The 24,895-nt window shown below is 73.6% G+C and carries 17 protein-coding genes; 11 read left to right on the top strand and 6 right to left on the bottom strand.

Translation table 11 applies throughout. The features are described 5' to 3' along the window. The first annotated feature begins 103 nt into the window (after positions 1-103). Positions 104-2,362 carry a hypothetical protein gene (locus ACVUH9_RS08990; RefSeq protein WP_475756040.1) on the top strand — a complete coding sequence of 753 codons (2,259 nt, stop codon included), beginning with the start codon at positions 104-106 and terminating at the stop codon, positions 2,360-2,362. A 32-nt stretch (positions 2,363-2,394) separates the two neighbouring features. Beyond that, the gene (locus tag ACVUH9_RS08985; protein ID WP_475756038.1) at positions 2,395-5,382 is read left to right on the top strand and encodes a hypothetical protein; all 2,988 of its coding nucleotides are present in this window, start codon (positions 2,395-2,397) and stop codon (positions 5,380-5,382) included. 36 nt (positions 5,383-5,418) lie between these two features. Here the strand turns inward: ACVUH9_RS08985 and ACVUH9_RS08980 are convergent, their stop codons facing one another. Continuing rightward, entirely contained in the window at positions 5,419-7,149 is a 1,731-nt protein-coding gene (locus ACVUH9_RS08980; RefSeq protein WP_475756036.1) for a cadherin-like domain-containing protein, read from the bottom strand. A 71-nt stretch (positions 7,150-7,220) separates the two neighbouring features. Here ACVUH9_RS08980 and ligD point away from each other — a divergent pair, with 71 nt between their 5' ends. Then, positions 7,221-8,198 carry a non-homologous end-joining DNA ligase gene (gene ligD, locus ACVUH9_RS08975; protein WP_475756034.1) on the top strand — a complete coding sequence of 326 codons (978 nt, stop codon included), beginning with the start codon at positions 7,221-7,223 and terminating at the stop codon, positions 8,196-8,198. Between the two features lie 15 nt (positions 8,199-8,213). On the opposite strand, the gene ACVUH9_RS08970 is transcribed toward ligD, so the two are convergent. After that, positions 8,214-8,909: a TetR/AcrR family transcriptional regulator gene (locus ACVUH9_RS08970; RefSeq protein ID WP_475756032.1), complete on the bottom strand. Its 696-nt coding sequence runs from the start codon at positions 8,907-8,909 to the stop codon at positions 8,214-8,216. A 134-nt stretch (positions 8,910-9,043) separates the two neighbouring features. Between ACVUH9_RS08970 and ACVUH9_RS08965 the strand changes: the two genes are divergently transcribed. Then, the gene (locus tag ACVUH9_RS08965; protein ID WP_475756030.1) at positions 9,044-9,610 is read left to right on the top strand and encodes a GNAT family N-acetyltransferase; all 567 of its coding nucleotides are present in this window, start codon (positions 9,044-9,046) and stop codon (positions 9,608-9,610) included. Positions 9,611-9,695: 85 nt separating this feature from the next. Here the strand turns inward: ACVUH9_RS08965 and ACVUH9_RS08960 are convergent, their stop codons facing one another. Next, on the bottom strand, positions 9,696-11,030 hold the full coding sequence (locus tag ACVUH9_RS08960) for an FAD-binding oxidoreductase (RefSeq protein ID WP_475756028.1): 1,335 nt from the start codon (positions 11,028-11,030) through the stop codon (positions 9,696-9,698). A 235-nt stretch (positions 11,031-11,265) separates the two neighbouring features. On the opposite strand from ACVUH9_RS08960, the gene ACVUH9_RS08955 reads away from it, so the two are divergent. The 4 genes from ACVUH9_RS08955 to ACVUH9_RS08940 all read left to right on the top strand — a co-directional run bounded on the left by ACVUH9_RS08955 (position 11,266) and on the right by ACVUH9_RS08940 (position 15,720). Beyond that, positions 11,266-12,705 carry a TolB family protein gene (locus tag ACVUH9_RS08955; RefSeq protein ID WP_475756026.1) on the top strand — a complete coding sequence of 480 codons (1,440 nt, stop codon included), beginning with the start codon at positions 11,266-11,268 and terminating at the stop codon, positions 12,703-12,705. A 98-nt stretch (positions 12,706-12,803) separates the two neighbouring features. Then, positions 12,804-13,259: a hypothetical protein gene (locus ACVUH9_RS08950; protein ID WP_475756024.1), complete on the top strand. Its 456-nt coding sequence runs from the start codon at positions 12,804-12,806 to the stop codon at positions 13,257-13,259. 79 nt (positions 13,260-13,338) lie between these two features. Beyond that, a complete protein-coding gene (locus ACVUH9_RS08945) occupies positions 13,339-13,566 on the top strand; it encodes a hypothetical protein (RefSeq protein WP_475756022.1) in 228 nt (75 codons plus the stop codon). Positions 13,567-13,770: 204 nt separating this feature from the next. Continuing rightward, positions 13,771-15,720: a choice-of-anchor D domain-containing protein gene (locus ACVUH9_RS08940; RefSeq protein ID WP_475756020.1), complete on the top strand. Its 1,950-nt coding sequence runs from the start codon at positions 13,771-13,773 to the stop codon at positions 15,718-15,720. Here ACVUH9_RS08940 and ACVUH9_RS08935 read toward each other — a convergent pair. Together ACVUH9_RS08935 and ACVUH9_RS08930 are read right to left on the bottom strand one after the other, a co-directional pair. Continuing rightward, complete coding sequence (locus ACVUH9_RS08935; protein WP_475756018.1) at positions 15,686-16,366, bottom strand: DivIVA domain-containing protein; 681 nt, start codon at positions 16,364-16,366, stop codon at positions 15,686-15,688. The genes ACVUH9_RS08940 and ACVUH9_RS08935 overlap by 35 nt on opposite strands. Positions 16,367-16,499: 133 nt before the next feature. Beyond that, positions 16,500-17,048 (bottom strand): hypothetical protein, encoded by a 549-nt coding sequence (locus ACVUH9_RS08930; protein ID WP_475756016.1) that lies wholly within the window; start codon positions 17,046-17,048, stop codon positions 16,500-16,502. Between the two features lie 419 nt (positions 17,049-17,467). Here ACVUH9_RS08930 and ACVUH9_RS08925 point away from each other — a divergent pair, with 419 nt between their 5' ends. Further along, a complete protein-coding gene (locus ACVUH9_RS08925; protein WP_475756014.1) occupies positions 17,468-19,714 on the top strand; it encodes a hypothetical protein in 2,247 nt (748 codons plus the stop codon). 1 nt (position 19,715) lies between these two features. Beyond that, on the top strand, positions 19,716-22,754 hold the full coding sequence (locus tag ACVUH9_RS08920; RefSeq protein WP_475756012.1) for a hypothetical protein: 3,039 nt from the start codon (positions 19,716-19,718) through the stop codon (positions 22,752-22,754). Positions 22,755-22,796: 42 nt separating this feature from the next. Here ACVUH9_RS08920 and ACVUH9_RS08915 read toward each other — a convergent pair whose 3' ends face one another. Beyond that, complete coding sequence (locus ACVUH9_RS08915) at positions 22,797-23,750, bottom strand: EamA family transporter (protein ID WP_475756011.1); 954 nt, start codon at positions 23,748-23,750, stop codon at positions 22,797-22,799. 78 nt (positions 23,751-23,828) lie between these two features. Here ACVUH9_RS08915 and ACVUH9_RS08910 point away from each other — a divergent pair, with 78 nt between their 5' ends. After that, entirely contained in the window at positions 23,829-24,713 is an 885-nt protein-coding gene (locus ACVUH9_RS08910; protein WP_475756009.1) for a LysR family transcriptional regulator, read from the top strand. Positions 24,714-24,895 lie beyond the last annotated feature (182 nt).

Below are 24,895 nucleotides of genomic sequence, written 5' to 3'. Positions count from 1 at the left end.
GGGCGCCGTCCGGGGCAGAGAACGAGGGAGACGCTGTGAACCGGATGCAGACGTGCGGGGCTTCGGCCGCGACAACGCCCAATGGCGCGAAGGCGGGTCGTCGATGAGCCGCGGCCTAGCCTGGAGCGCCGGATCGGCCGCGCTCGCGGCCGTGGCGATCGGCCTGACCGCCGGAGCCGCGCCGTCGCTGGCCGCCGACGCCTGCGCCAATGCCGCGATCCGTCTGGAGCAGGGCGCCGGCGATCTGCCCGGTTGCCGCGGCTACGAGAAGGTCTCGCCGCAGGACAAGGGCGGCTTCAGCGTCACCCGCCCCGACGGCTCCAACTTCGTGACCGGCAACACCGCCGACGCGACGGTCGTCGTCGCCGGTGGCGACGGGATCAGCTACGTCGCCGGCGGCGCGACCGCCGATCCGGACTCGCAGAGCGGGGCCGGGATCAGCTATCGCGGCGCCCGCGGCGCCGACGGCTGGGCGACCACCGCGATCAGCCCGCCGCTCGGGCCGCCGGCGATGCCGGTGATCGGCCTGACGGCCAACCCGATGATCTCGAGCGACGGCGCCCGCTCGATCGTGCAGACCCCGGTCCAGCTCGCCCCGGGCGGGCCGCCCTGCGCGAACCTGCTCTGCGCCGGCTCGATCTACCTCCAGGACAACGTCACGCGGGCCCGCAAGACGATCGGCTGGGCGCCGCTCGACGACGCGCCGGCCAACTCGAACCCGGTCGTCGCCGCCGCGACGCCGAGCCTCGACCGCGTGATCTTCACCAACACCGACGTGCTGCTCCCCGGGGCGATCCAGGACGTCGACAACCTCTACGAGTGGACCGACGACGGCGGCGAGCGCGGGAGCCTGCGCCTCGTCGGCCTCGACGACGACGGCCAGCCGCTTCCCGACGGCGCGGCGGCCGGACAGGGCTCCTCGACCCCGGTCCAGGAGACCCGGCGGTCGCTCTCGGCTGACGGCCGGCGGATCTTCTTCACCTCCGGTGGCCAGCTCTACGCTCGTCTCGACGGCACGACGACCGTGCACGTCTCGGCCTCGCAGCGGAGCACCCCCGATCCCGAGGGCGCCCAGCCGGCGCAGTACTGGACGGCCGAGACCGCGCACGGCTCCGCCGTCTACTTCACCAGCGGCGAGCAGCTGACGAACGACTCGCGGGCGACCGCCGATCGTCCTGACCTCTACCGCTACGACGTCGATGCCCGCCGGTTGACCGACCTCACCGCCGACACCGGCGCGCCCGCGGGCGTGCTCGGCGTGATTGGCGCCAGCGAGGACGGCAAGGCCGTCTACTTCGCCGCGACGGCGCAGCTCGTCCCCGGCAAGGGCGAGGCCGACGCCTGGAACGTCTACCGCTGGAGCGACGACGGCAGCGCGAGCGGGCGACTCGACTTCGTCGCCGCGCTGAGCAACGCGCCGTTGACCGCGATCGAGGGCAACTGGCTGGACGGCTCCTCGCAGATCCTGCCCGCGCAGGTCTCGCCGAACGGCCGCTACCTGGCGCTGCTCACGAGCACCCAGCTGACCGAGCGGCCGACCGCCGGGACGATCCAGATCTACCGCTACGACGCGGAGTCGGGCGCCCTCGGCTGCGGGTCGTGTCTCCCCGGGGAGCGGAGCCCGACGCGCGACGCGAGCTTCCGCGAGTTCCGACCCGACGCGTTCCGCGTCGTCAGCGACCGCGGGCAGGTCGCGTTCCAGAGCTATGACCCGCTGGTGGCCGAGGACACCAACGGCGAGCGCGACGTCTACCTCTACGACGGCCAGGGAGCCCGATTGATCTCGACCGGCAAGAGCCCCGAGCTGTCGACCTTCATGGGCATGAGCGCGAGTGGGGACGACGTCTTCTTCGCCACCCGCCAGTCGCTCGTCGGCGAGGACACCGACACCCTGATCGACCTCTACGACGCCCGTGTCGGGGGTGGATTCGCCGCCAAGGCGACCACGGCCCCGTGTGAGGGCGACGCCTGCCAGGGGCGGCCGAGCGGCTCCCCGAACCTGGCGGTGCCGGGCTCCAGCGGCTTCGTCGGTGCCGGCAACCTGCCGGAGCCGAAGGCGAAGGCGGCGCCGAAGGGCAAGCTCTCCGCCCGCGCCAAGGCCGGCAAGGGCACGCGCTTCTCGATCCGCGTGACCGCGCCGTCGGCGGGCACGATCAAGCTCACCGGCACCCGGATCACGACGGTCAAGCGCAAGCTCGGCAAGGCGGGCACCTACACCCTCCGGGTCACGCTGAACGCGAAGGCCAAGCGGACCCTTGCCCGCGAGCACCGGCTGAAGGTCAGGACCAAGGTGGCGTTCACGCCCAAGAGCGGCACGTCGTCGTCGAAGACCGTCGTGCTGACGGTGAAGGGGCAGAAGTGAACGCTCAGGTGCAGACGAACGGAACCGGTTCGATGAACGGCTCGATCCACGGGGAGGGGTCGGGCATCGTCCGGCGTCTCGCCGTCGCGGCGCTGGTCGCCGCGCTCACGCTCACGATCCTGCTGGTCTGGAGCGGCGCCGCGCGCGCCGCCTTCGGCATCGAGAGCGCGACCGGGCTGGTCGCGTCCGATGCGGCCGGCACGCCCGAGACGCAGGCGGGCGGTCACCCGTTCGAGATCGCGACCACGATCAAGCTCAACACGGTCGCGACGACGACCGGCATCCCGATGCAGCTGCCCGACGGCCAGGTCAAGAACATCGTCGTCGACCTGCCGCCGGGGCTCTCCGGCAACCCGACCGCGGCGCCGACGTGTTCGGACTCCGACTTCGAGGCGGGCCTGTTCGCCGGCGAGTGCCCGGCGGACACCCAGGTCGGCTACGCCGAGGTCTACCGCGGTGGTCTGATCCGGCAGACGATCTACGTCCGGATCTACAACCTCACGCCGCCGCCCGGCCAGCCCGCGCGGTTCGGCGGCCGGCTCTCGGGCTTCGGCACCGCCGCGGCGGCGATCGTCGACGCGCGCGTCCGGACCGAGAGCGACTACGGCCTGACCGTCTCCGCCCGCAACATCCCCAGCGGGGTGCCCGTCACGGGCGTGAAGATGGCCTTCTGGGGCGTCCCGGCCTCGCCCGCGCACGACCAGATGCGCGGGGAGTGCCTCGACGTCTACAACGGGCCGACCGGTGAGGCCTGCCCCGCGTCGACGGCGCAACGGGTCTTCCTGACGAACCCGTCCGACTGCAGCGCGGGCCCGTTGACCACCCACGTCTCGGCCGACTCCTGGGAAGCTCCCGGCCGGTTCAGCCGGACCGCGTTCGACCGTGACGTCAACGGCGTCCCGATGCAGGTCGAAGGCTGCGACAAGTCGACCTTCTCGCCGACGATCGCGGTCCGCCCCGACACCACGGCGCCGGACGCGCCCGCGGGCTACGCGATCGACGTGAAGGTCCCGCAGGCGGACGCGATCAACCAGCTCGGCACCCCGCCGCTGCGCAAGGCGGTGGTGGCGCTGCCGGAGGGCGTGTCGATCTCGCCTTCGGCGGCCGACGGGCTCCAGGGCTGCTCGGACGAGCAGATCGCGATCGGCTCGGACGCCGACCCGCGCTGTCCCGACGCGTCGAAGATCGGGACGGCGACGATCGACACGCCGCTGCTGGACCAGCCCATGACCGGCTCGATCTTCCTCGGCACCCAGGCCTCGGACGATCCGGCCTCCGGCAGGATGTTCCGGCTGTTCCTGGTCGCCCAGGGGTCGGGCGTGACGGTCAAGCTGCCCGGCGCGATCGTGCCGGACCCGGTGACGGGTCAGCTGACGACGAGCTTCGACGACAACCCGCAGCTGGCGTTCTCCGAGCTCCGGCTGCGGTTCAAGGGCGGCCCGCGGGCGCCACTGGTCAATCCGGCCACCTGCGGGACCAAGACCGCCAGCGCCCAGCTGACCTCGTGGTCGGGCAAGCAGGTCGACCAGCGGTCCTCGTTCGAGATCGACTGCGCGGCCGGTCTCGGCGGGTTCGCGCCGTCGTTCACCGCTGGCACGGTCCAGCCGGTCGGCGGCGCGTTCTCGCCGTTCACGCTGGCGATCGCCAAGCCCGACGGGCAGAGCGACCTGACCGGGCTGCGGATGGAGCTGCCCGAGGGGCTGCTGGCGAACCTGAAGGGCAACGTCGGGACGCGGGTCGGCACCGCCCGCGTCGCGTCGGGCTCCGGCGCGCAGCCGTTCTGGCTCTCCGGGCCGGTCGTGCTCGAGGGCGCCTACGGCGACGCGCCGTTCTCGCTGCGGGTGACCGTGCCGGTGGTCGCCGGGCCGTTCGACCTCGGCAACGTGGTCGTGCGGCAGAAGGTCTACGTCGACCGGCACGACGCCCACGTCACGCTGGTCAGCGATCCGCTGCCGACGATCGTGGCGGGGGTGCCGGTGCGGTTGCAGCGGCTCGAGGTCAACGTCGACAAGCCGGGCTTCATGGTCAACCCGACCTCGTGCGCGCCGAAGACGATCACCGCCGCTCTCGGCTCGGTCGCCGGTCAGACGGCCGCCGTCAGCAGCCGCTTCCAGGTCGGCGACTGCGCCTCGCTGCCGCTGGCGCCGAAGCTGGCGTTGGAGCTGAGCGGCAAGGCGGAGGCGAAGAAGGGCGGGCATCCGGGGTTGGACGCGACGGTCACGCAGACCGCCGGCCAGTCCGGCCTGAAGCAGGTCGCGGTGACGCTGCCGCTCTCGGTCGCGCTCGACGCCGACAACGCCCAGGCGCTCTGCAAGCCCGAGCAGGCGACGGCCCGGGCGTGCCCCGAGGCCTCGATCGTCGGCAAGGCGACCGCGGTCACGCCGATCCTCGACCAGCCCCTCTCCGGGCCGGTCTACTTCGTCGAGGGCCTGCGGACGAGCAGCACCGGCCGGGTCGTCAAGACCCTGCCGAAGCTGATGATCGCGCTGAAGGGCCAGGTCGAGCTGGACCTGATGGCCGACTCGAGCGTCGAGGACGACAAGCTGGTCACGACCTTCGGGTTCGTGCCGGACGCGCCGATCAGCTCGTTCCGGCTTCAGATCGAGGGCGGCAAGAACGGGATCCTGAAGGCGACCGGGACCGGCGGCAGCAACGTCTGCGACGCGGTCCAGGTCGCCGGGGCGACGTTCACCGGCCAGAACGGCAAGGTCCTCGACAGCAAGCCGAAGATCGCCACGCCCTGTGGGCTGCGGGTCGCTTCGAAGTCGGTCAGCGCCAAGGGCCTGACGGTCAAGCTGTCGGGTCTCGGCAAGGGCCGGTTGACGGTCTCCGGTCCCGGGGTGAAGCGGACCTCGCGGTCGATCCGGAGCGCCACGGTGGCGACGATCCGGCCGCGGTTGTCGGCGGCCGGCAAGCGGGCGCTCGCCGGACGCCGGACGGTCCGGGCGACGGTCTCGTTCGACCCGGCCGGTCCGGCCAAGGCCAAGCGCCTGTCGGTGGCGGTGAAGCCGGCCAAGTAGGCGGCAGGGCTGCGCCGCGGAAGGCCGCGGCGCAGCTCAGCGGACCGACTCGCTGGGGCGCCGGCAGGTTCGGTAGTGGCGGACGGTGACGGTCCGCTTGCCGACCCGGATCCGCACGCTGTACTTCCCGCGCGGTGCGCCGCGCAGGTCGACGGCGACGCGTCCGCTCCGGACGCGGACGCTGCGGGTCTTGCGGCCGGTGATGGTGACGGTGGCCCGCGTCGCGCCGCGCTCGCCGCGGGGCAGCCGGATCCGCAGCGTCCGACGGCTCGCGCAGATCGCCTTGGCCCTCGGCGCCGGCGGCGCGTCGGCGGCCAGCGGCGGGGTCGGCGGCCGCTCGGGGCCCGGCGTCGGCGGGACGGGTGGGGCAGCGACCGTGATCGTGACGGTCGCCGGGGCCGACTCGGCGGTGCCGTCGTCGGCGACGTAGGTGAACGTGTCGGTCCCACGGAATCCGCTGTCCGGCGTGTAGCGGTAGCCGCCGTGGGCGTCGAGCGTGAGCCGCCCGTGGGTGGGGGCGGTGTCGACCACGGCGGTCAGCGGGTCGCCGTCCGGGTCGTCGTCGTTGGCGAGCACGCCGGGCGCGGCGGTCGTCAGGCTGGTGTCGGCGGCGACGGTGGCGACGTCGTCGGCCGCGGTCGGCGGACGGTTCTCGACCACGGCGAAGGTCGTCGGGTCGGTCGTGCCGGCTCCGCCCGCGGCGGTGGTCTTCAGCGCGGTCAGGCTGCTGGAGCTGACCGTCCCCTGCGCCGACAGCGGGCTGGTCGGGTGGACGCCGACTTCGACCTTCGCGGTGACGGTCGCGGTGCCGCCGTCGGCGACCGTGCCGATGTCGACGGCCGCGGCGGGGTCACCGCCGCCGTTGCCGCCGGTGACCGTCCCCTGGCTGGTCGTGACGGAACCGGCGACCAGGCTCGTGCCGGCCGGCGGGTCGAAGGCGAAGGCCGTCCCCGGGCTCGCGGCGCCGTTCGCGTCGGCGGGGTTCGCGATCGCGGTCGTGTAGGTGAGCTCGTCGCCGGTCTCGGCGAGCCCGTTGCCGTTGGCGTCGCCGGTCAGGGCGGCGGTCATCGGCGCCTGCAGCAGCGCGTCTGTGGTCAGCTCGTCGAGGACCAGATTCGGTGCGGTGGAGGTGGAGCCGGCCGTCATGTGGATCGCGCCGACGTCGGTGAGGTCGGCGCCGTCGCCGAACATCGGGGCGAAGCTGCTGAACGGGACCACGAAGTGGGTGCTCGAGAAGAGCAGCCCGGGCAGCGCCAGGTGCGCGATCGAGACGTGGGTGGTGTCGCTCAGGACCATCACGCTGACGGTGAGCGGGAGGTCGTCGAAGAGCGCCGCGAGGTCGAGGGCATCCTGGCTGCCGCCGGCCGTCAGGTCGACGCCGCCGAGGCCGGTCGGGGCGATCGTCGGCGAGCCGTCGGTGCCGTCCCAGGTCAGACGCGCCATCCCGGCGATCGTCGCGTCCTGGGAGTAGTTGAGGGACCCGGCCGAGACGGTGGCACTGATGGTGTTGCCGGCGATCACGCCGCTGTTGAGGGCGACCTCCACGTCACGCTCGCCGCCGAGCACGCCGGCGCCGGAGACGCTCGACGAGGCGGTGGTCCCCGCGGGCGGGAACGTCAGCGTCAGGGCTGATTGGCCGGTGGCGAAGCTGTCGATCATGATCGGGACGCCGCCGCCGATCGCGGCCACGGCCGGGGTCGCGGGGAGGCCGACGGCGGCGATGCCGACGGCGAGGGCGAGGCGGCGGGTCCGTGATCGTGAAGGCATCGGGCGACAGTACCCGGCGGCGAGCCGCCGACACCGTCAACCGCCCGCGCCGCGCCCGCTATGTTCGTCCGATGGCCGCGACAGGAGGAACGGCCCCGGCCGTCGAGCTGGAGGTCGGCGAGCGGACGGTCCGGATCTCGAGCCCGGACCGGGTCTACTTCCCCGAGCTGGGGACGACCAAGCTCGACCTCGTCCACTACTACCTCAGCGTCGGCGACGGGATCGTGCGGGCGCTGCGCGAGCGGCCGTGCATGCTGCACCGCTTCCCGAAGGGCCTGAGCGGCAAGAAGGTCCACCAGAAGCGGGTCCCGCAGGGCGCGCCGCCGTGGCTGGAGACCGTCCGCCTGCACTTCCCGCGCTACGACCGCCACGCCGACGAGCTCTGCGTGACCGAGCTGGCGAGCGTGATCTGGGCGGTCCAGATGTCGACCGTCGAGTTCCATCCCTGGAACTCGCGCCGGGCCGACACCGAGCGGCCCGACGAGTGGCGGATCGACCTCGACCCCGGGCCCGACTGCGACTTCGGGGTCGTCCGCCGCGTGGCGGGCGTCGTCGAGCAGCTGCTGGACGAGATCGGGGCGGTCGGCTGGCCGAAGACCTCGGGCGGGCACGGCCTCCACGTCTACGTGCGGATCGCCCCCGAGCACGGCTTCGGCGACGTGCGGCGCGCCGCCCTCGCCTTCGCCCGCGAGGTCGAGCGGCGGGCGCCGGACGACGTGACCACCACCTGGTGGCGCAAGGACCGCGATCCGGCGAAGCTGTTCGTCGACTACAACCAGAACGCCCGCGACCACACGATCGCCAGCGCCTACTCGGTGCGTGGGGTGCCCACGGCGACGGTCTCGACGCCGATCCGCTGGGACGAGGTCGACGACGTCGAGCCGCAGGCGCTGACGATCGCGACCGTCCCGGCGCGGTTCGCGGAGCTGGGCGACCTGCACGCCGGGATCGACGACGCGGTCTTCGACCTCACCCCGCTGCTGGAGTGGGCGGAGCGGGACGAACGCGAGGGCGCCGCCGACCCCGGTGCGCCGGAGGACGGGGACTGACCCGAACGGCGCCGCTCAGTGCGCGGCCGCGAAGCTGGCGATCAGCCGGCGGAGGCCGTTGACGAACAGCTCCTCGTCGCGGGCCGGATCGATCGCGGCGAGGTCCATGACCCCGTCGATCGCCTGGCGGGTCGACTCGTCCGAGTGCTGACGCAGCTCGTCGTCGTAGTCGGGTCGGTAGGGCACGCTCTGCTCGTCGGGGGCGAGCACGCGGGCGTTGGTCCGGGCCGCGGCGAACAGGACCGAGCCGATCGTGAACGTGCCGTAGGCGTGGAAGGCGGCCGCCGCCTGCTCGTCCGAGAGGCCCATCCGCTCGAAGGCGCTGGCGAGCACGCCGAGCACCGCGGTCAGCGCGTCGCTCGGGCGCCAGCCGTCGGCGATGTGGCGGGCGAGGCGCGGATGCCGCCCGAACGCCCGCCGGGTGGCGATCCCGCCGTGCAGGACCAGCTCGGCCGGGTCGGCGGCGAACGGGTCGGGCAGCAGCTCGAGCAGGTCGCCGGTCGCCTCGACCCAGACCAGCTCGACCGCGGCCTGGACGATCCGGGCGTGCGACGGATAGTGGTGGTAGATCGCCGACGGCGTCACGCTGAGTGCCTTCGCCAGCCGGCGGATGCTCGGCTCCTCACCGCCCGCGTCGAACTGCCGGAGGGCCTCGACGGCGATCTCCTCGGGGGTGAGCTGCGTGTCCCGGTCTCGGGCGAGCCGCGTCATCGTCACATCCTGCCAGTGCGCGTCGCCTGATGCGGTCTACGATGTAGGACGACGGGCGTGTGGGGTTCGGGACGCCATGCCCGGCCGCAGGAGACCGTCTCCACCGGGCGCAGCCGATCGCCTACGGTTGCCGTGTGTCCGAGCCGGAGCTGGTCTTTCGTGCGGTCGACGCGGAGCGGTGGCCCGACCTCGACCGGCTGTTTGCCGCGCGCGGCGGGCCGAAGAGCTGCTGGTGCATGATCTGGCGTGCGCAGGGCGAGGAGGCGCGCCGGACCGACAGCACCAGCCGCCGCGCCGGACTCGAGCGGCGGGTGCAGGACGGCGTCCCGGTCGGGATCCTCGCCTACGCGGACGACGATCCGGTCGGCTGGTGCTCGATCGCGCCGCGGGACAGCTACCGGCCCGGGCTGGCGGACGCCGGGGACGAGGCGGACGCCGGGATCTGGTCGCTCGCCTGCCTGTTCGTCCCCCGCGCGCGGCGGGGCGAGGGGCTCTCGCGCCGGCTGATCGAGGCGGCGATCGAGCACGCGCGCGAGGCGGGGGCGACGGCCGTCGAGGCGTATCCCGTCGACCCCGACTCGCCGAGCTACCGGTTCATGGGATTCGTCGAGAGCTTCCGGGACCTCGGCTTCGAGGAGCGGGGCCGGGTCGGTCGTCGTCGACACGTGATGCGGTTGCCGCTGGGCGCGACGGGCGGGTGAGCTGCGGCCGGGCCCCACGCCCGTCCGACCACCGCCCTGGTCCGTGGAACGCACCGTCGTCGACCGGCGGCCGCCCGCGACCCCGCTAGTCGCGGACGGAGACGAACCGGCCCTCCGGGTCCCACGCGGCGCGGAGCGCATCGAGCCGGACGGTCACCTCGGCCGGCAGCGTCCGGGCCAGCTGGGCGGGGCGCTCCACGAAGTTCCGGTAGCGGCGCCCGCTGTCCCACGGCGCGGCGGCCGCGATCACCCGCTCGATCCCGGCTGCGGCGGCCGGCGCGGCCGCCAGGTCGGGGAAGACCGCGACGGCGTTGAGCAGGAACGCGCCGTCGAGCCCGCAGCAGGCTCCGTCGGGACTCTGCCGCGGCCGGAGCGCCCCGCCGAGCTGCCGCAGCTCGATCGAGACGACCGGGGGCACGGCGGCCCCGGCGATCGCGTCGATCGCCGCGTCCTCGAGCGTGTCGAGCAGCAGGTGGTCGAGCACTGCGGGGACCGGATCCGGGGGATCCATGTGCAGCATCTCCAGCTCCGGGACGGGGATCCGGGCGAACGTGTCGAGCTCGGGACCAAGCGCGCGGAGCGGCGCGAGCAGGCCGGCCGTCTCGTGGTCGTCGAGCAGGCAGGCCGCCTCGACGAGCACGAACCCGCGACCGCGGAGCGGCTCGGGAACCTCCGGCAGCGGCGGCGCCCAGAGCAGCCGGCCGACCGAGGTCAGCTCGTCGGGCACGGTCGCCGTCCAGTCACGCCACGCCCGCAGGATCTCGCGGGCCCGGTCGATCGGCCAGAGCAGCGCTCCGGCGTGGACCGACGCGTGCTCGTGCAGCGCGAGATCGACGCCGACGACGATCCCGGGCGCCTCGCCGCCGCCCCGCAGGGCCCACAGCAGCTCGGGCTCGTGCTCGGCGTCGACGCGGACCAGGCCGCCGTCGGCGGTCACGAGGTCGACGGCGAGCACCTGGGCCGCGCCGAGGCCGTGGCGCCGCGAGAGCCAGCCGAGCCCGCCGCCGAGCAGGTAGCCGACGACGCCGACGCCACCGGCCATCCCGAGGTTGGCCGCCAGCCCGTGCTCGGCCGCGGCGGCGGCGAGCTCGCGTGAGGTCGTGCCGGCCGAGACGTGCGCGATCCGGCGGACCGGATCGACGTGGACGCCGCGGAGACGGCCGGTGCGGAGCAGGAGCACGTCGTCGAGCGGACCGACGGTCGCGGCGCCGTGCCCGGTCGCCTGGACGGCCACCCGCCAACCGGAGGTCCGCGCCTGCCGGACGAGGGCGGCGACCTCGGCCACGTCGGCGGGCTCGGCGACGGCGGCCGGTCGCTGATCGACGCCGAGCATCCACGGCTGGCGCAGGCGCTCGTACTCGGGGCTGGTCGGGGCGTAGGTCGGGGGCTGGTGGCGGGGGAACGGCTCGGTGGTGCTCATCGGCGATGGCCTCGGTCGCTGGACGGACGCCGATCGTGTCCCGCGGGTGGCGCCGGCGCATCGGGGAACTTCCTCGATCGTGGGCGACGATCGGCCGTCGTGCATCCGGGAACCTCCTCGCTCGCGGACGCAGCACCGCGGTGGCGAACGCCGTCCCCTCCCTCGCCCGGCGGGTCGGGGAGGGCAGGGGGAGTTCCCCGATGTGGGGCACGGGAGGCGGACCTACGGTGGTTCGATGCTTCCCCATCCCTCGTCCGCCGACGGCCGCCGGGCGGCCGCTTCCCCCGCAACGACTGGCCCGGTGACGCCCCGGCCGGCGCGACCCTCGACCCTCCGCCGGCGGCTCGCCGTCGGGGCGATCGTCGCGACGCTGGCGGCCGCCGTCGCGTCGCCGGCCGTCGCCGGGGCCGACTCGATCGTCTACGTCAAGGGCGGTGACGTCTGGCTGAGCACCCCCGACGGAGCCCGCCAGTTCCAGGTCACCCGCGACGGCGGCTACAGCTACGCGTCGCAGTCCGACGACGGCTCGGTGATCGTCGCCGCGAAGGCCCGGCAGCTGTACACGCTCAACCGGACCGGCGAGAGCGTGCGGGAGATCCCGACGATCATCGGCAGCAACGCCTGGTTCGGTCCCTACGAGCCGCAGGTCTCCCCCGACGGCACCCACATCGCGTACCAGTACTACACGAGCGACGCCCGCACCGGCACGAGCGGGGTCGCCTACGCGAACACCGACGGATCGACCAGCGGCTACCCGCTGCACACCGGCTGGGGCTATCCCGCGTGGATCGACAACGGCTCGCTGATGCACAGCGATCCGCCCAACGGGCTCTCGCAGGACGTGATCGTGCGGGCGTTCGGCTCGGGCAACAACACCGGCGACCAGTGGTTCAACCACCGCCCGACCTACTCCAAGCTGCGCGACGGCGACATCCGCGGCAACCGGCTCGCCTTCGTCACCGGGACGGGCGGTGAGTTCCTGACGGTCTACCGCTTCGACGGACCGGTGGGGTCGCCGACGATCCCGATGTCCTGCTACCGCTACGGCGACGCCGCCGGTGGGGCGTTCGAGAGCCCGGCCTTCTCCGGGAGCGGCGGGTCGCTGGCCTGGGGCGAGGGCGACGGCATCCACGTCGGCCCGGTCGCGGACCTGAGCGGCGGCTGCGCCAACCCGGCCGACGGTGGTGCGCTGGTGATCCCCGGTGGCCGCTACCCGGACTGGTCGGCCGCCGAGGTGCCGGCCGACCGCCCGGTCGACGGTGGCAGCCCCGGGCCCGGCGGTGGCCCCGGCCCCGGAACGGGAGGCGGCGGGAAGGGCAACACCAACGGCGGCGGGAACGGCTCGACGGGGAAGGGCGACGGCACCACGAAGCTCGCCGTCGGCCTGCCGAAGAAGCTGACCGCGAAGGCGATCCGCTCCGGCGCGACGCTGAAGGTGACGGTGCCGGGGGCCGGCAAGCTGTCGCTGACCCTGTTCCGCGGCAGCGGCAAGAAGGGCGTGAAGGTCGCCTCCGGAACGGCCACCGCGAAGACCGCCGGCACGGTCAAGGTGCGGCTGAAGGCGGTCAAGGCGCAGCGCTCCAAGCTCAAGCGCGGATCGTTCCGGCTGGTCGCGAAGCTGCAGCCGGCGTCCGGCAAGGCGGCCACGGCGACGCGCACCCTGAAGCTCCGCTGACGGGCGGGCGCCGCCCGGGAGGCGGGAAGCGGGGGTTCCCGGGCGGGTTAGCCTGTGGGGGCGGCAGATCCGTCCTCACCACGACTGCGAGGGATCCCATGAACCGCCTCCTGCTCGGCCTCTCCGCGGCGCTGCTCGCCGCTGCATCCGGTGCCTCCCCGGCGTCGGCCGCGACCAGCCCGCCCTCGACGACCGCTCCGGCGGCCACGGTCGACATCGACGACTGCAACGTCAAGACCAGCCGCAACGCCGGCGGCTTCACGTGGGCCTACTGCCCGATCGTGGTCCAGTCGTCGACCAACAGGACGGTCCGCGTGCGCTACCGGGTCAACCTCGAGACCTACATCCCGGAGCCCGGGGCCTCGTTCCGCCCGGGGACCGGCACGCTCGGGTTCAGCGGCGGTGGCGACCAGCTGCTCAACGTCAAGTTCGCCTTCAAGGGCCTGACCCCGGCCCAGGTCGTCCGCAGGCTGAAGGTCACGTTGTCGCAGCCCACGGGGGCCACCATCGTCGACGCCACGGCGACGGCGAACCCGACGGCCGGGACGTCCTAGTGGTGGCGGGTCCGGGAGTGCGGGCCTCGGCGACAGCTCGGGCTCGTTCCGGCCGGTCAGCGCCAAGCGCTGCCGGCAGATGCGCCGGGTGGAGGCGGCCGAGCGACGGGAGCGCCAGCGTGCGGCCGGCCGGCGAGCGGCCGAGCGCCAGCGGGCTGAAGCCCGCGCCGAGCGGGCGCGGACCGAGCGCTTCAAGTCCAACTGCCGCAAGCTCGGTGGCAGCCCGAAGCTGTTCAACACCGGGGACGGCAGCTACTGGGGCTGCGTCGCCCCGTGGGGCGGGGACCTGCTGAACGTGCCGTACTAGCGCCCCGCCCGGCGGTCGCATCCGCCTCGGACGAGCAATCGAGCGGCGGTGGTCGGGAACCACCAGGGTTTCCGGGTACTGTTCTCTGCCATGCAAAGCCGCTGGCGCCGTCTGACTCTCGTCGTCGTCCTGGCGGTGGCGTCGCTCCTCGGGGCAGGCGGACCAGCGGCGTTCGCCAGCTCCGGATGGTCCCCGACCGGGAGCATGGCGGAGACCCGCAGCAGCCAGGTCGCCGCCGAGTTGCAGGACGGCCGGGTGCTGGTCGCCGGGGGCGCCCTCGCCGGCAACGTGCCGGTCGCCGGTGCGGAGATCTACGATCCGGCGATCGGGACGTGGGCGACCGTCGCGGCCCCCCTGCACGGCCGCTACTACGCCACGGCGACGACGCTGCCGGACGGCAGGGTGCTCGTGGTCGGCGGGGTCACGGCGTCGGGCGAGACCGGCCACAGCGAGCTCTACGATCCGGTCGCCGACACCTGGACCGCCACCGGCAGCCTCCAGCAGGCCCGCTCCAACCATCGTGCGGTACTGCTGAACGACGGACGGGTGCTGGCGGTCGGCGGCGGGGACGCGTCGGTGGCCCGGGCCAGCAGCGAGATCTACGACCCCGCGACGGGGGTCTGGACCAGCACCGGCAGCATGTCGACCGCACGCACCAGCGCGCAGGCTGCGCTGCTCGCCGACGGCCGGGTGCTCGTCGCCGGCGGGCACGACAACAGCGGCGGCCTGGCCTTCCACGCGAGTGCCGAGGTCTACACCCCGGCGACCGGCAGCTGGGCCGCCACCGGCGCGATGGCCACCGCCCACTCCCAGGGGGCCGGCGTGGGGCTGGCCGACGGGCGGGTCTTCGTCGGTGGCGGCGTCAACCAGTCGGGCTTCAACGCCAGCATCGAGCTCTACGACCCGACCTCCGGCGCCTGGACGGCCGGCGGATCGCTCGGGTTCCTCTCCAACTCCATGACGGGGGCACTGCTCACCGGCGGCCGGGTGCTCGTGGCGGGCGATCTGCCTGCGTCCGGCCTCTACGACCCGCTGGCCGGGACCTCGTCCACCTACTCGCTCTCCGTCGGTCGGCCGTTGGCCAGCCTGACCCCGCTGCAGAGCGGCCGCGCTCTGATCGCAGGCGGGGCCGCGAGCGGTGGCGTCCGCCTCCGCAGCGCCGAGCTCTTCACGCCGCCGACCCGCCGCGAGGCGGACGACGAGGACTTCGGTTCCTCGGTGGTCGGCGACCCGGTCGAGCGAGACGTCACGATCGAGAACGCCGGTGGCTACCCGCTCTGGGTCGACGGGGTGGCCGTGGGCGGCGACGACGCCGCGGACTTCTCGATCGTGGCCGACGACTGCACCGGCGAGACGGTCGCAGCGTCGGGGACCTGTGTGGTGCGGGTGCGGTTCGTCCCCTCCGTCGTCGGTCCGCGCGCGGCCGAGCTGAGCTTCGACGACAACGCGGATGGGTCGCCGGCGGTCGCGCTCGCCGGCGCCGGGACGGTCCGGTCGGTCGACCCGGGGGCCGGTCCGAAGGACCCGCCGACGCCGACCGTGCCGGTGCCCCCGGTCGAGGCGATCGGCGCACCGCAGCCCGCCCCGACGGCGCCGGTGGCCTGCCCCCGTCGCTACGTGCGGCTGATCGGCATCGATCCGACGGGCACGAGCCGGAGCCCCCGGGTCCGGCTGAGCGGGGTCGCCGCCCCGGAGCTGGCCGGGCGCACGGTCGAGATCCGGCGGGGCGAGCGTCGCGTCGGGACCACCCGCGTGCGCGAGGACGGGACGGTCACGGCGACCGTCGCGACCCTCCGCAACCCCCGTGCCGCGCGTCGGGTCCGCTACCGGCTGGTGATCGACGCGCAGATCCGCTCGGCGGCCCTGAAGGCGACCCGCGCGGCGACGATCGCGGCCCGCAAGCGCCTCTCGCGGGGGCGGATCCGGATCGACGGCCGGATCCGCGGGGTTGCCCGCGCAAGCCGGCTGACGGTCCAGGGCGTCCCGATCTGCGGCGCCGGAGCGACGGTCAGCGGCACGGCGCGAACCGACCGCCGCGGTCGCTTCCGGGTCGTGCTCGTCGCCCCGGCCGACGCGGCGACGGCGCTCATCTACCGGGTTCGCCTCGCGAAGCGGACGGTCACGCTCCCGATCGTGGTGCCCGCCTTCCGCTAGGGCCGCCGGCCGTGCGCTCGAGCGGCTGCTCGGGCGGGAACGTCGCCTCGGCCTCATCAGCCGTCCCCTGCAGCTGGTTCGCCAGCTGCCGGGTCGCGTCGATCAGCCGCTGGCGCTCCTGCCAGAGGCGCTCGACCTCCTCGTCGAGCTGCCGAGTGCGCTCCTGGGCCGCCGTCCACAGGGCGGCGGCGTCGCGCTCGGCGCGTTGCAGGCGGTCGTCGGCCTTCGCCCGCGAGACCCGCGTCGTCGCCTCGGCGGAGTGCTCGGCCTCGCGCAGGATCGCCGAAGTCTGCTCGCCGACCCGGTCGAGCGCCCGGCGGACGGCCTCGGTCGGCAGACGGTGCTCCTCGAACTGCGCGACGCAGCGCTCGACCCGGTCGATGTAGCGGTCGACGGCGTGGGTGCTGTAGCCGCGGAAGGCGAGCGAGAACTCGGGGTCGCGGAGGCCGCGGATCTCGTCGACCTCCGGCGAGGGCGGCGGGCCGACGGCGATGACGTCCTCGGTCCCCTGGCCCGGTTCGGGCGGGTCGACGGGCTCGACCGGGCCGTCGGGCACCGGCTCAGCGTCGCTCGGCGCGATCGTCACCTCCTCTTCCGGCGGAGCTCCTGAGGAGCGCGAGATGTGCTCGGACGGGTTGAAGCTCATGTCCCCCCTCTCTGCCCATCCGGGCGCGGTGACTAACGGCCAAATCGCCACTTCTTCGCCGATGCCGGGCCGCGGCGCTGGCCTGCCGGGGCCGCGGGCGCGGTCGTACGGGCCGTCTGGGCCTGCCGGGGCGTCAGGCGACGGGCTGGATCGCGACGGAGATCATCCGCCGCTTCGAGAACTCGTAGAGCGTCTCGCTCTTGCCGCCCGCGGCACGCACACGGCAGTAGCGGGCATTGCGGCCGATATCGGTGTCGAAGCCGGTGCTGCAGCGTTCGCCGGTCAGGCGGCGGCGGGCGGTCGCCTCGGCGACGCCCGGCCCCAGGTGCCGGGCGTCACGCTGCTTGCGGGAGCGGGTGACGATGTACGTCGCCGGTCCGTCGACGTCGCAGGCGCCCTCCGCCGGCTCGACCTCGGCGTCGCCCGCGCAGACGGCGGGCAGCGCGAAGTAGGCGTAGCCGTCGATCCGGTCGAAGGCCATCACGAACAGCGGCTGGTCGTCGCTGGGCCCGAGTCGCGTCGGCTGCTCGCCGAAGCGCTTGCTGACCTGCGCCGAGCTGTCCCCGAGCTTGGCACCGCCGATCGAGACCCCGGGGACGATCTTCGCCTGAGCGGCGGCGGGACCGGCCCCGAGCGCGATCGGGACGACGAGCGCCAGGAGCGTGGAGCGGAGGCGCGACATGTCCGCGGCATCCTACGCCCGGTCGGGGGCGGCCCTCGTACGTGCGTGGGCCAGGCCGGACGTGGGCCGGGCCGTCGTTCCGCGCTTCTGCCGCGCCGGCCGTGGTGGTGGGCTGGAGCGGCAGGCGCCGTCGTTGCCGCAGAGGCTTCGTCAATTACCTCAGCATTTGACACTGGCGCGTTGCCGCTCTAGCGTAGCGCCGTCGATACGTGGCACGCCGTGTCTCCCGATCAGGGAGCGGGCGGGCGGGCGTTGAGCGTCAACGAGAGGGTTCTGTGGAGAAGCGGCTACTGGGTACCGGTCCGACGGCCTACGGGGAGGACGACGGCGCGCGCCGTCCGGAACGAGGGCATCGGAGCCCGCGGCGAAGGGCGCTGCGGGCCGCGACCCCACTTGCCTTCGCGATCGCCGCGCTGTCGGTGCCTGCCGCAGCCGCAGCGGACGCCGGCTGTCCCGACGTCCCGATCCGGCCGGCCCTCGGGGCCAGCTACCCGGCCGGCTGCTTCGTCTACGAGAAGGTCTCGCCCGCCGACAAGGGCAACGGCGAGGTCGCCGGTGGGGCGGTCATGGTGACCGGCTTCCGGGCCTCCGAGTCCGGCGATCACGTGATCTACCCGGCCGACTCGGTCTTCCTGGGGGCGCCGACCTTCCCCCAGGTCAACCCCTACTACGCTTACCGCAGTGGTGACCGTTGGGTGAACTCCTCGCTGACCGCGCAGCTGCCGGTTCGGCTCTCGCCGGACGTGCTCGCGCCGCCGGAGGAGAACCCCGACGGCGAGCTGCCGCAGGGGATCTCGGCCAACGGCCGCTGGACGGTGCTCGGGGCGAACCTGGTCCCCGGCAGCGGCGAGCAGGTGCTCAACCGCGGCTACGCCCTGAACATGCAGGACCAGCGGCCGGAGCGGATCACCCCGCCGACGCTCGACGGAGACCATCCGGTCTCGATGGAGGGCGGTTACATCGCCTCCGCGGTCGTCGTCGGCGAGAACGAGCGCACGATCTTCACCTCGAGCTCGCGGCTGACGGAGGACTCGCTCGACTTCATCGGCGAGTTCGACCCGCGGCTCTACGTCACCGAGAACGGCCACACCAAGCTGGTCAGCCGACTGCCGAACGGGGAGGCGTCCAACGGCACCCTGGCCGACGCGGTCTGGGACGCGTCCCAGTCGATGCGCCGCTGGTCGGTGGCCGCGGACGGCAAGACGATCTGGTGGAACACACCGGGCGTCGACAACCAGCTCTACCGCGGGAACGTCGACGCGCCCCGGTCGACGTTCGTCAACGCCGCGGAGAACGCCGGCGAGACGGTCCCCGCGGGCGGCGCGATGCCGATCTCGGCCGACGTCGACGGCACCCGCGTGTCGTTCGTCAGCGGCCAGCCGCTGATGACCGGGATGAGCGCGGACCCGGCCGACCAGGCCGATCGCCTCTTCCTCTACACGCACAGCGACGACCCCGAGACCGAGCAGAACCTGAGCCTGATCTCGACCGACGGCGAGCCGGCCGACACCAGCCACCTGAGCGTGATCGCCAAGACCGCGCAGATGAGCGACGACGGCCGCACCGCCTACTTCTGGACGACCGAGAAGCAGCTCGTCGCCGGCGGGCCGATCGGGCCCGGGGAGAAGCTCTACCGCTGGCACGACGGCCAGCTGACCTACCTCGCGACCGCGACGGTCCCGACCGACGGCGTCTCGCTGACGGCGGCCGACGGGCGCTTCTACACGTTCGACTCGGACACGTCCGACCTGACGGACAAGCCGACCGGTGGCCAGGTCCAGCGCTACGTCTACGACGCGCAGAGCGACCGGATCTCGTGCGTGTCGTGCCCCGAGCCCGGCGCCGCGACGGCGATCGGCGGGGTCGGGCTGACGCCGACCATGAACCTGATGCAGATGGACTCGTCCGAGCGGCGGTACCTGTCGACCGACGGCCAGGTGATCTTCGCGACCGCGACCCAGCTGGTGCCCGAGGACACCAACGGCCGGATCGACGTCTACGCCTGGAAGGACGGCACGGCCCGGCTCGCCTCGAGCGGGCGCGCGACCTCCGACGTGCGGTTCGCCGACGCGAGCGTCGACGGCAGCACGATCTTCTTCTCCACCCGCGATCGCCTCAGCGCGTGGGACACCGACACCCGTGCGGACCTCTACGTCGCCCGTCGCGGCGGCGGTCTGCCGGAGCCGAACGAGCGCCCGGTCGACGCCTGCAGCGGTGACGCCTGCCAGGGCGATCCCGGCCCGGCGGTGGTGCCACCGACGCTCGGATCGGTGACCTTCGGCGGCGCGGGCGATGTGCCGGCGGTGCCGTGGAAGGTCGCGGCGAAGAAGACCTCGGTCGCGAAGCTGAAGACTGTCAGCGGGACGTCCGCGACCCTGCGGGTCTCGGTCCCGGCGAAGGGCGTCGTGCGGGTCACGGGCAACGGCGTGGCCCAGGGCCGCAAGGCGGCGGCGAAGGCCCAGACGGTGCGCGTTCCCGTGCGCCTGTCGGCCGCGTCGAAGAAGCGGCTGGCCCGGGCGGGCAAGCTCGCGGTCCGGCTCTCGGTCCGGTTCCAGCCGGCGTCGGGAGCGGCCCAGACCGTCCGGCTGCGGGTGACGTTCAAGAAGGCGAAGGGCTCGTCGAAGTCGGCGTCCTCGCGTGTCGCGGGTGCGAAGGGTGGTCGCTGAGATGTCGGTTCGGACGAAGCAGTCGCGGTCGGATCGGGCGCGGAACGGCTGGCGCACGCTGGCGACCGCGGTCGGCGTCTCCGCCACCCTCGCCGTCGGGGCCGCGCTGGCCCCGGCCGCCAACGCCGCCTTCGGCATCGAGAGCCTGAGCGCGCCGATGGTCGACGAGGCCGGCAACGAGGTGACCCAGGCCGGCGCGCACCCGTTCGCGGTCGAGAACACCATCCAGCTGGCGATGGACAGCCCGATCGTGGTCTCCGGGGCGCTGAAGGAGGCCGTCGTCGACATGCCGGTCGGCTTCGTCGGCGACCCGAGCGACTTCCCGACCTGCACGATCGCGCAGCTGGCGGCGATCCAGTGCCCGATCGCGTCCCAGATCGGGACCTTCGACGTCACCTTCGCGTTCGGCATCACCTTCCAGCAGGGGCTCTACAACATGGAGGTCCCGGACGGCCAGCCCGCGCGGTTCGGCAGCCCGGTCCTCCAGGGCTCGGCGCTGGTCTACTTCGACGCCGAGGTCCGGCCGGACGACAACGGCGTGCGGGTCGTCGCCAGCGACGTCTCGCAGCTGATGCCGATCGCGTCGACGAAGATGCGGATGTGGGGGATCCCGGCCGATCCCGCGCACGACGCCGAGCGCGGCTCGGTCAACGACCCGGCCCCGCACCCGGCGGGCGTCGCGCCGCAGCCGTTCCTGACCACGGCGACCCGCTGCGGCACGCCGCAGGTCACGCGCCTGCGGGCCTCGTCGTGGAACGCGCCGAACGACCACGTGAACGCGGAGTTCGTCGGCGCGCCGCTGACGGGCTGCGACGTGCTCGAGTTCCGGCCGAAGGTCAAGGCCCAGCCGGAGCACACCGTGGCCGGCACCCCGGCCGGCTACACGGTCGAGCTGACCCAGGACCTGAACGACTCGCCGACGGCGCTCGCCGCCGCGCACCTGAAGGACGCGAAGGTCGCGCTGCCGGACGGCGTGACGATCAACGCCGGTGCGGCTGCGGGCCTCGGGGCCTGCAGCGAGGCCCAGTTCGGCCTCGGCAGGTCCGGCGACGCGACCTGCCCCGAGAACGCGAAGCTCGGTGAGGTCACGGTCGAGACGCCGGTCCTGAACGAGCCGCTGGTCGGCGCGGTCTACCAGGCCGAGCAGCGGGCGAACCCGTTCGGCTCGACCCTCGCGATCTACCTCGAGCCGAAGTCGGAGCGCTACGGCGTGACGATGAAGCTCGCGGGCGAGATCACCACCGATCCCGTCACGGGGCGGGTCACGACGACGTTCGAGGACAACCCGCAGCAGCCGTTCTCGAAGCTGACGCTGAAGCTCAAGGGCGGCAGCCGCGCGGTCCTCAGCAATCCGGCGACCTGCGGCGAGAAGACGACCGAGTCGACGATCAGCTCGTGGGCGCAGCCGGACGCTCCGGTCCGCGGTCGCGACAGCTTCACGATCGATCGCGCTCCGGCCGGCGGCTCGTGCGGCAACGACCTGTTCGCACCGACCTTCACGGGCGGAGCGGTCGAGCCGGTCGCGGGCGCCTCGTCACCGGTCGCGATGACGTTCGCCCGTGCGGACGGCCACCAGAACCTCTGGTCGATCAGCGCGGAGCTGCCCGAGGGTCTGCTCGGCAAGGTCGGCTCGGTGCCGTTGTGCCCCGCCGCCGAGGCCAACCTCGGGGCCTGTGACGCGAGCTCGCGTGTCGGTGACGTCGTCGCGAGCGTCGGCGCGGGCTCCAACCCGTTGACCGTCCCCCAGCCGGGCAAGGCGCCGACCGGCGTCTTCATGTCCGGCCCGTACCAGGGCGCTCCCTACTCGCTGAGCCTCGTGATCCCCGCGCAGGCCGGGCCGCTGAACCTCGGCACGGTCGTCTCGCGGGTCGCGTTGCTCGTCGACCCGAAGGACGCGCACATCACCGCGAAGCTGAGCGAGTCGCGGGTCTTCGACCTCGACGGGAAGCTCGTGCAGACGCTCGACGGCGGCATGCCGCAGCTCGTCGACGGGATCCCGATGGCGTACCGCTCGGTCACGGTCAACCTGAACCGTCCCGGGTTCATGGTCAATCCGACCTCGTGCGCGGTCAAGTCGCTGAAGGCCACGATCGGGTCGGTCGTCGGCGCGGTCGTCGGACGCGAGTCGCGGTTCCAGGTCGGGGAGTGCGGCGCGCTGCCGCTGTCGCCGAAGATGGACCTGCGGTTCACGGGGGCCAAGGAGCTCGCCAAGGGCAAGCACCCGGGCCTCGACGTCGAGCTGACGCAGCCGGCGGGCCAGTCGGGGATGAAGCGGGTCGAGGTGGCGCTGCCGCTCTCGGTCGCGCTCGACCCCGAGAACGCCGAGGCGCTCTGCACGCCGGCCGACGCGGCGAAGCGGGCCTGCCCGGAGTCGACGATCGTCGGCCACGCGGAGGCGCGGACGCCGATCCTCAGCGAGCCGATCAAGGGCAACGTCTACTTCGTCCAGGGTCTGCGGAAGTCGGCGACCGGGCGGGAGATCAAGACGCTGCCGAAGCTCCTGATCACCTTGCGCGGGCCGGTTGCGCTCGACCTCGAAGCCGATTCGACGGTCAAGGACCGGAAGCTCGTCTCCACGTTCGGGTTCATCCCGGACGCGCCGATCTCCTCGTTCCGGCTCTCGATCAACGGTGGCGCGAAGGGCATCCTGAAGGCGACCGGGACCAACGGCTCGACCCTCTGCCACGCGTCGCAGTCGGTCGACGCGCGGGTCCAGGGGCAGTCCGGCAAGCGCTTCCAGAAGCGCTTCCCGATCAGCTCGCCGTGCTCGTTCCGGGTGCTCTCGCGGTCCGTCTCGGGCAGCCGTCTGACGGTCAAGCTCGGCGGGCTGCAGGCCGGCCGGCTGTCGGTCCGCGGCACCGGGATCGCGAAGGGCTCCTGGAAGCTGCGGGGCGCCCAGGTCGCCACGGTCAAGCCGACCCTGACCGCCGCCGGTCGCGCGGCCGTCGCCCGCGGGCGCACGGTCAAGGCGACGCTCTCGTTCCGGGCGACCGGGGCGAAGAAGGCCGTGACGCGGACGGTGACGGTCCGGAAGCGGTAGCCGCGTCCGCCGCTTGCGCCGGGGTGGCGCGAGCGGCGGACCTCAGCTGGCCCGCTGCCCGGATCGGAGCAGGCCGACGACCCGTTCCAGCTGGGTCGCGCGGTTGAGCTGGCCCGCGAGCAGCGCGGCGAGGGCGAGGACGAAGCCGGCGAGCTGGAGCGGGCTGAGGACCTCGCCGAGCAGGAGCGCGCCGAGGGTCGCCGCGACCAGTGGGGAGAGCAGGCCGAGCAGCGCGGTCGCCGTCACGGGCAGGACCCCGATCCCGCGGAACCAGAGGGTGTAGGCGAGCAGGCCGCCGACCAGCCCGAGCCACAGGTAGCCGAGCGCGGCCGACCCGTCGAGCTGCGCCGGGACGCCCTCGAAGAGCAGCGCCGTCGGCAGCAGCACGAGCCCGCCCGCGGTCAGCTGCCATCCGGCGAGCGCCATCGGGCCGACGCCGGCGGGCCGCTGCCAGCGCTTGGTCAGGGTCACGCCGAGCGCCATCGCGACCGCGCTGCCGAGGCCGGCCGCGATCCCGACCGGGTCGAAGGCCACGTCGGGGCCGACCACGACGAGCGCGACGCCGATCACGCCGACCACGCCCCAACCCAGCCGCCAGGCCGAGGGTCGCTCGTGGAGCACCGCGACCGCGAGGCCCGCGACCAGCAGCGGCTGCGCGGCGGCGAGGGTCGCGGCCGCTCCGCCCGGAAGCCGCTCGGCGGCGAGGAACAGCAGCGGGAAGAACGCGCCGACGTTGAGCACGCCGAGCACGCCCGCCTTCCACCACCACGCGCCGCGCGGCAGGCTGCGGGTCAGCAGCAGCGCGATCAGGCCGGCGGGCAGTGCGCGCATCAGCGCGGCGAACAGCGGATGCGCCTCCGGCAGCAGCTCGGTGGTGACCACGTAGGTCGTGCCCCAGACCGCGGGAGCGACGGCGGTCGCGGCGGTCCAGGCGAGCCGGCCGCCAGCGGGGGTGGGAGCGGCCGGGGCGCTGGGGGCGGTGCTCGTCGTGCTCACCGCAGGAGTGTCACTCCGGCCTATTGATGAGTCCAACGCATGCTTGTCATCTCAACGATCGTGATTCACGATAGAACGATGGAGCTGCAACAGATGCGGTACGTGGTCGCGGTCGCCGACACGACGAGCTTCACCCGCGCCGCCGAGCGCTGCTTCGTCGTCCAGTCCGCGCTCAGCCACCAGATCGCGAGCCTCGAGCGCGAGCTGGGGGCGAAGCTGTTCGCCCGGACCAGCCGCCGGGTCGCGCTGACCAGCGCGGGCGAGGCGTTCCTGCCCGCCGCCCGACAGGCCCTGGAGGCGGCCGATCGTGCCGCGGCCGAAGCGGCCGCGGCCGTGGGGGAGGTCCGCGGCCGGCTGGCCGTGGGCGTGATCCCGACGGTCACCGCGATCGACGTGCCCGCCGTGCTGCAATGCTTCCGCGAGCGGTACCCGCAGGTGCGGATCGGCCTCCGCGTCGCCGCCAGCGACGAGCTGGTCGCCGCCGTGCGCGAGGGCACCCTCGACGTCGCCGCGCTGGGACTGCCCGACGACGACCGGCCCGAGGGGGTCCGCTTCCACGAGCTCGCCCGTGACCGCCACGTCGCCGTCGTCGCCCCCGGCCATCCACTCGCCGGGGTGGGGGAGACGAGTCTGCGCCGGCTCGCCGAGGAGACCTTCGCCGACTTCCCCGCACGCGGCCCCGGCCGAACCCAGAGCGACCGGGCCTTCGCCCGGGCGGGCCTCACCCGCGATGTCGCCTTCGAGGTCACGACCGGCGACCTGATGGCCCGGATCGTCGGTCAGGGCCTCGCCGTGGCGCTCTTGCCGTCGGCCTTCGCGCGCGACCAGCCGGGGGTCGTGATGGTCCCCGTCGCCGACGGTCCCCGCCGCGTCGAGTACCTGGTCTGGAGCGACTTCAACCCCGCCCCGGCGACGATCGCGTTCCTCGAGCGGCTCGGGATCGCGCCGTCGCCGCCCGGGTGAGCAACGGCGATCGGGCCGATCGACACGTGTCCTGTGCCGTTCCTCACCCAAGCCCGGGGGAGCGGGGGCTACCTTCACTAGTGCATCTCTCTCTCCCCGATGCTCGACACGCCCCGGCTCCGGCCGGGGCGTTCGTCTTTCCGGGGACGGTTCCGTCTTCGGGGCCTTCTTCGGCCCAGCGG

It is taken from the genome of Patulibacter ginsengiterrae (assembly GCF_056269115.1).
Note: the sequence above shows the minus strand (reverse complement) of the source record. Positions and strands in the feature narration are given on the sequence as shown.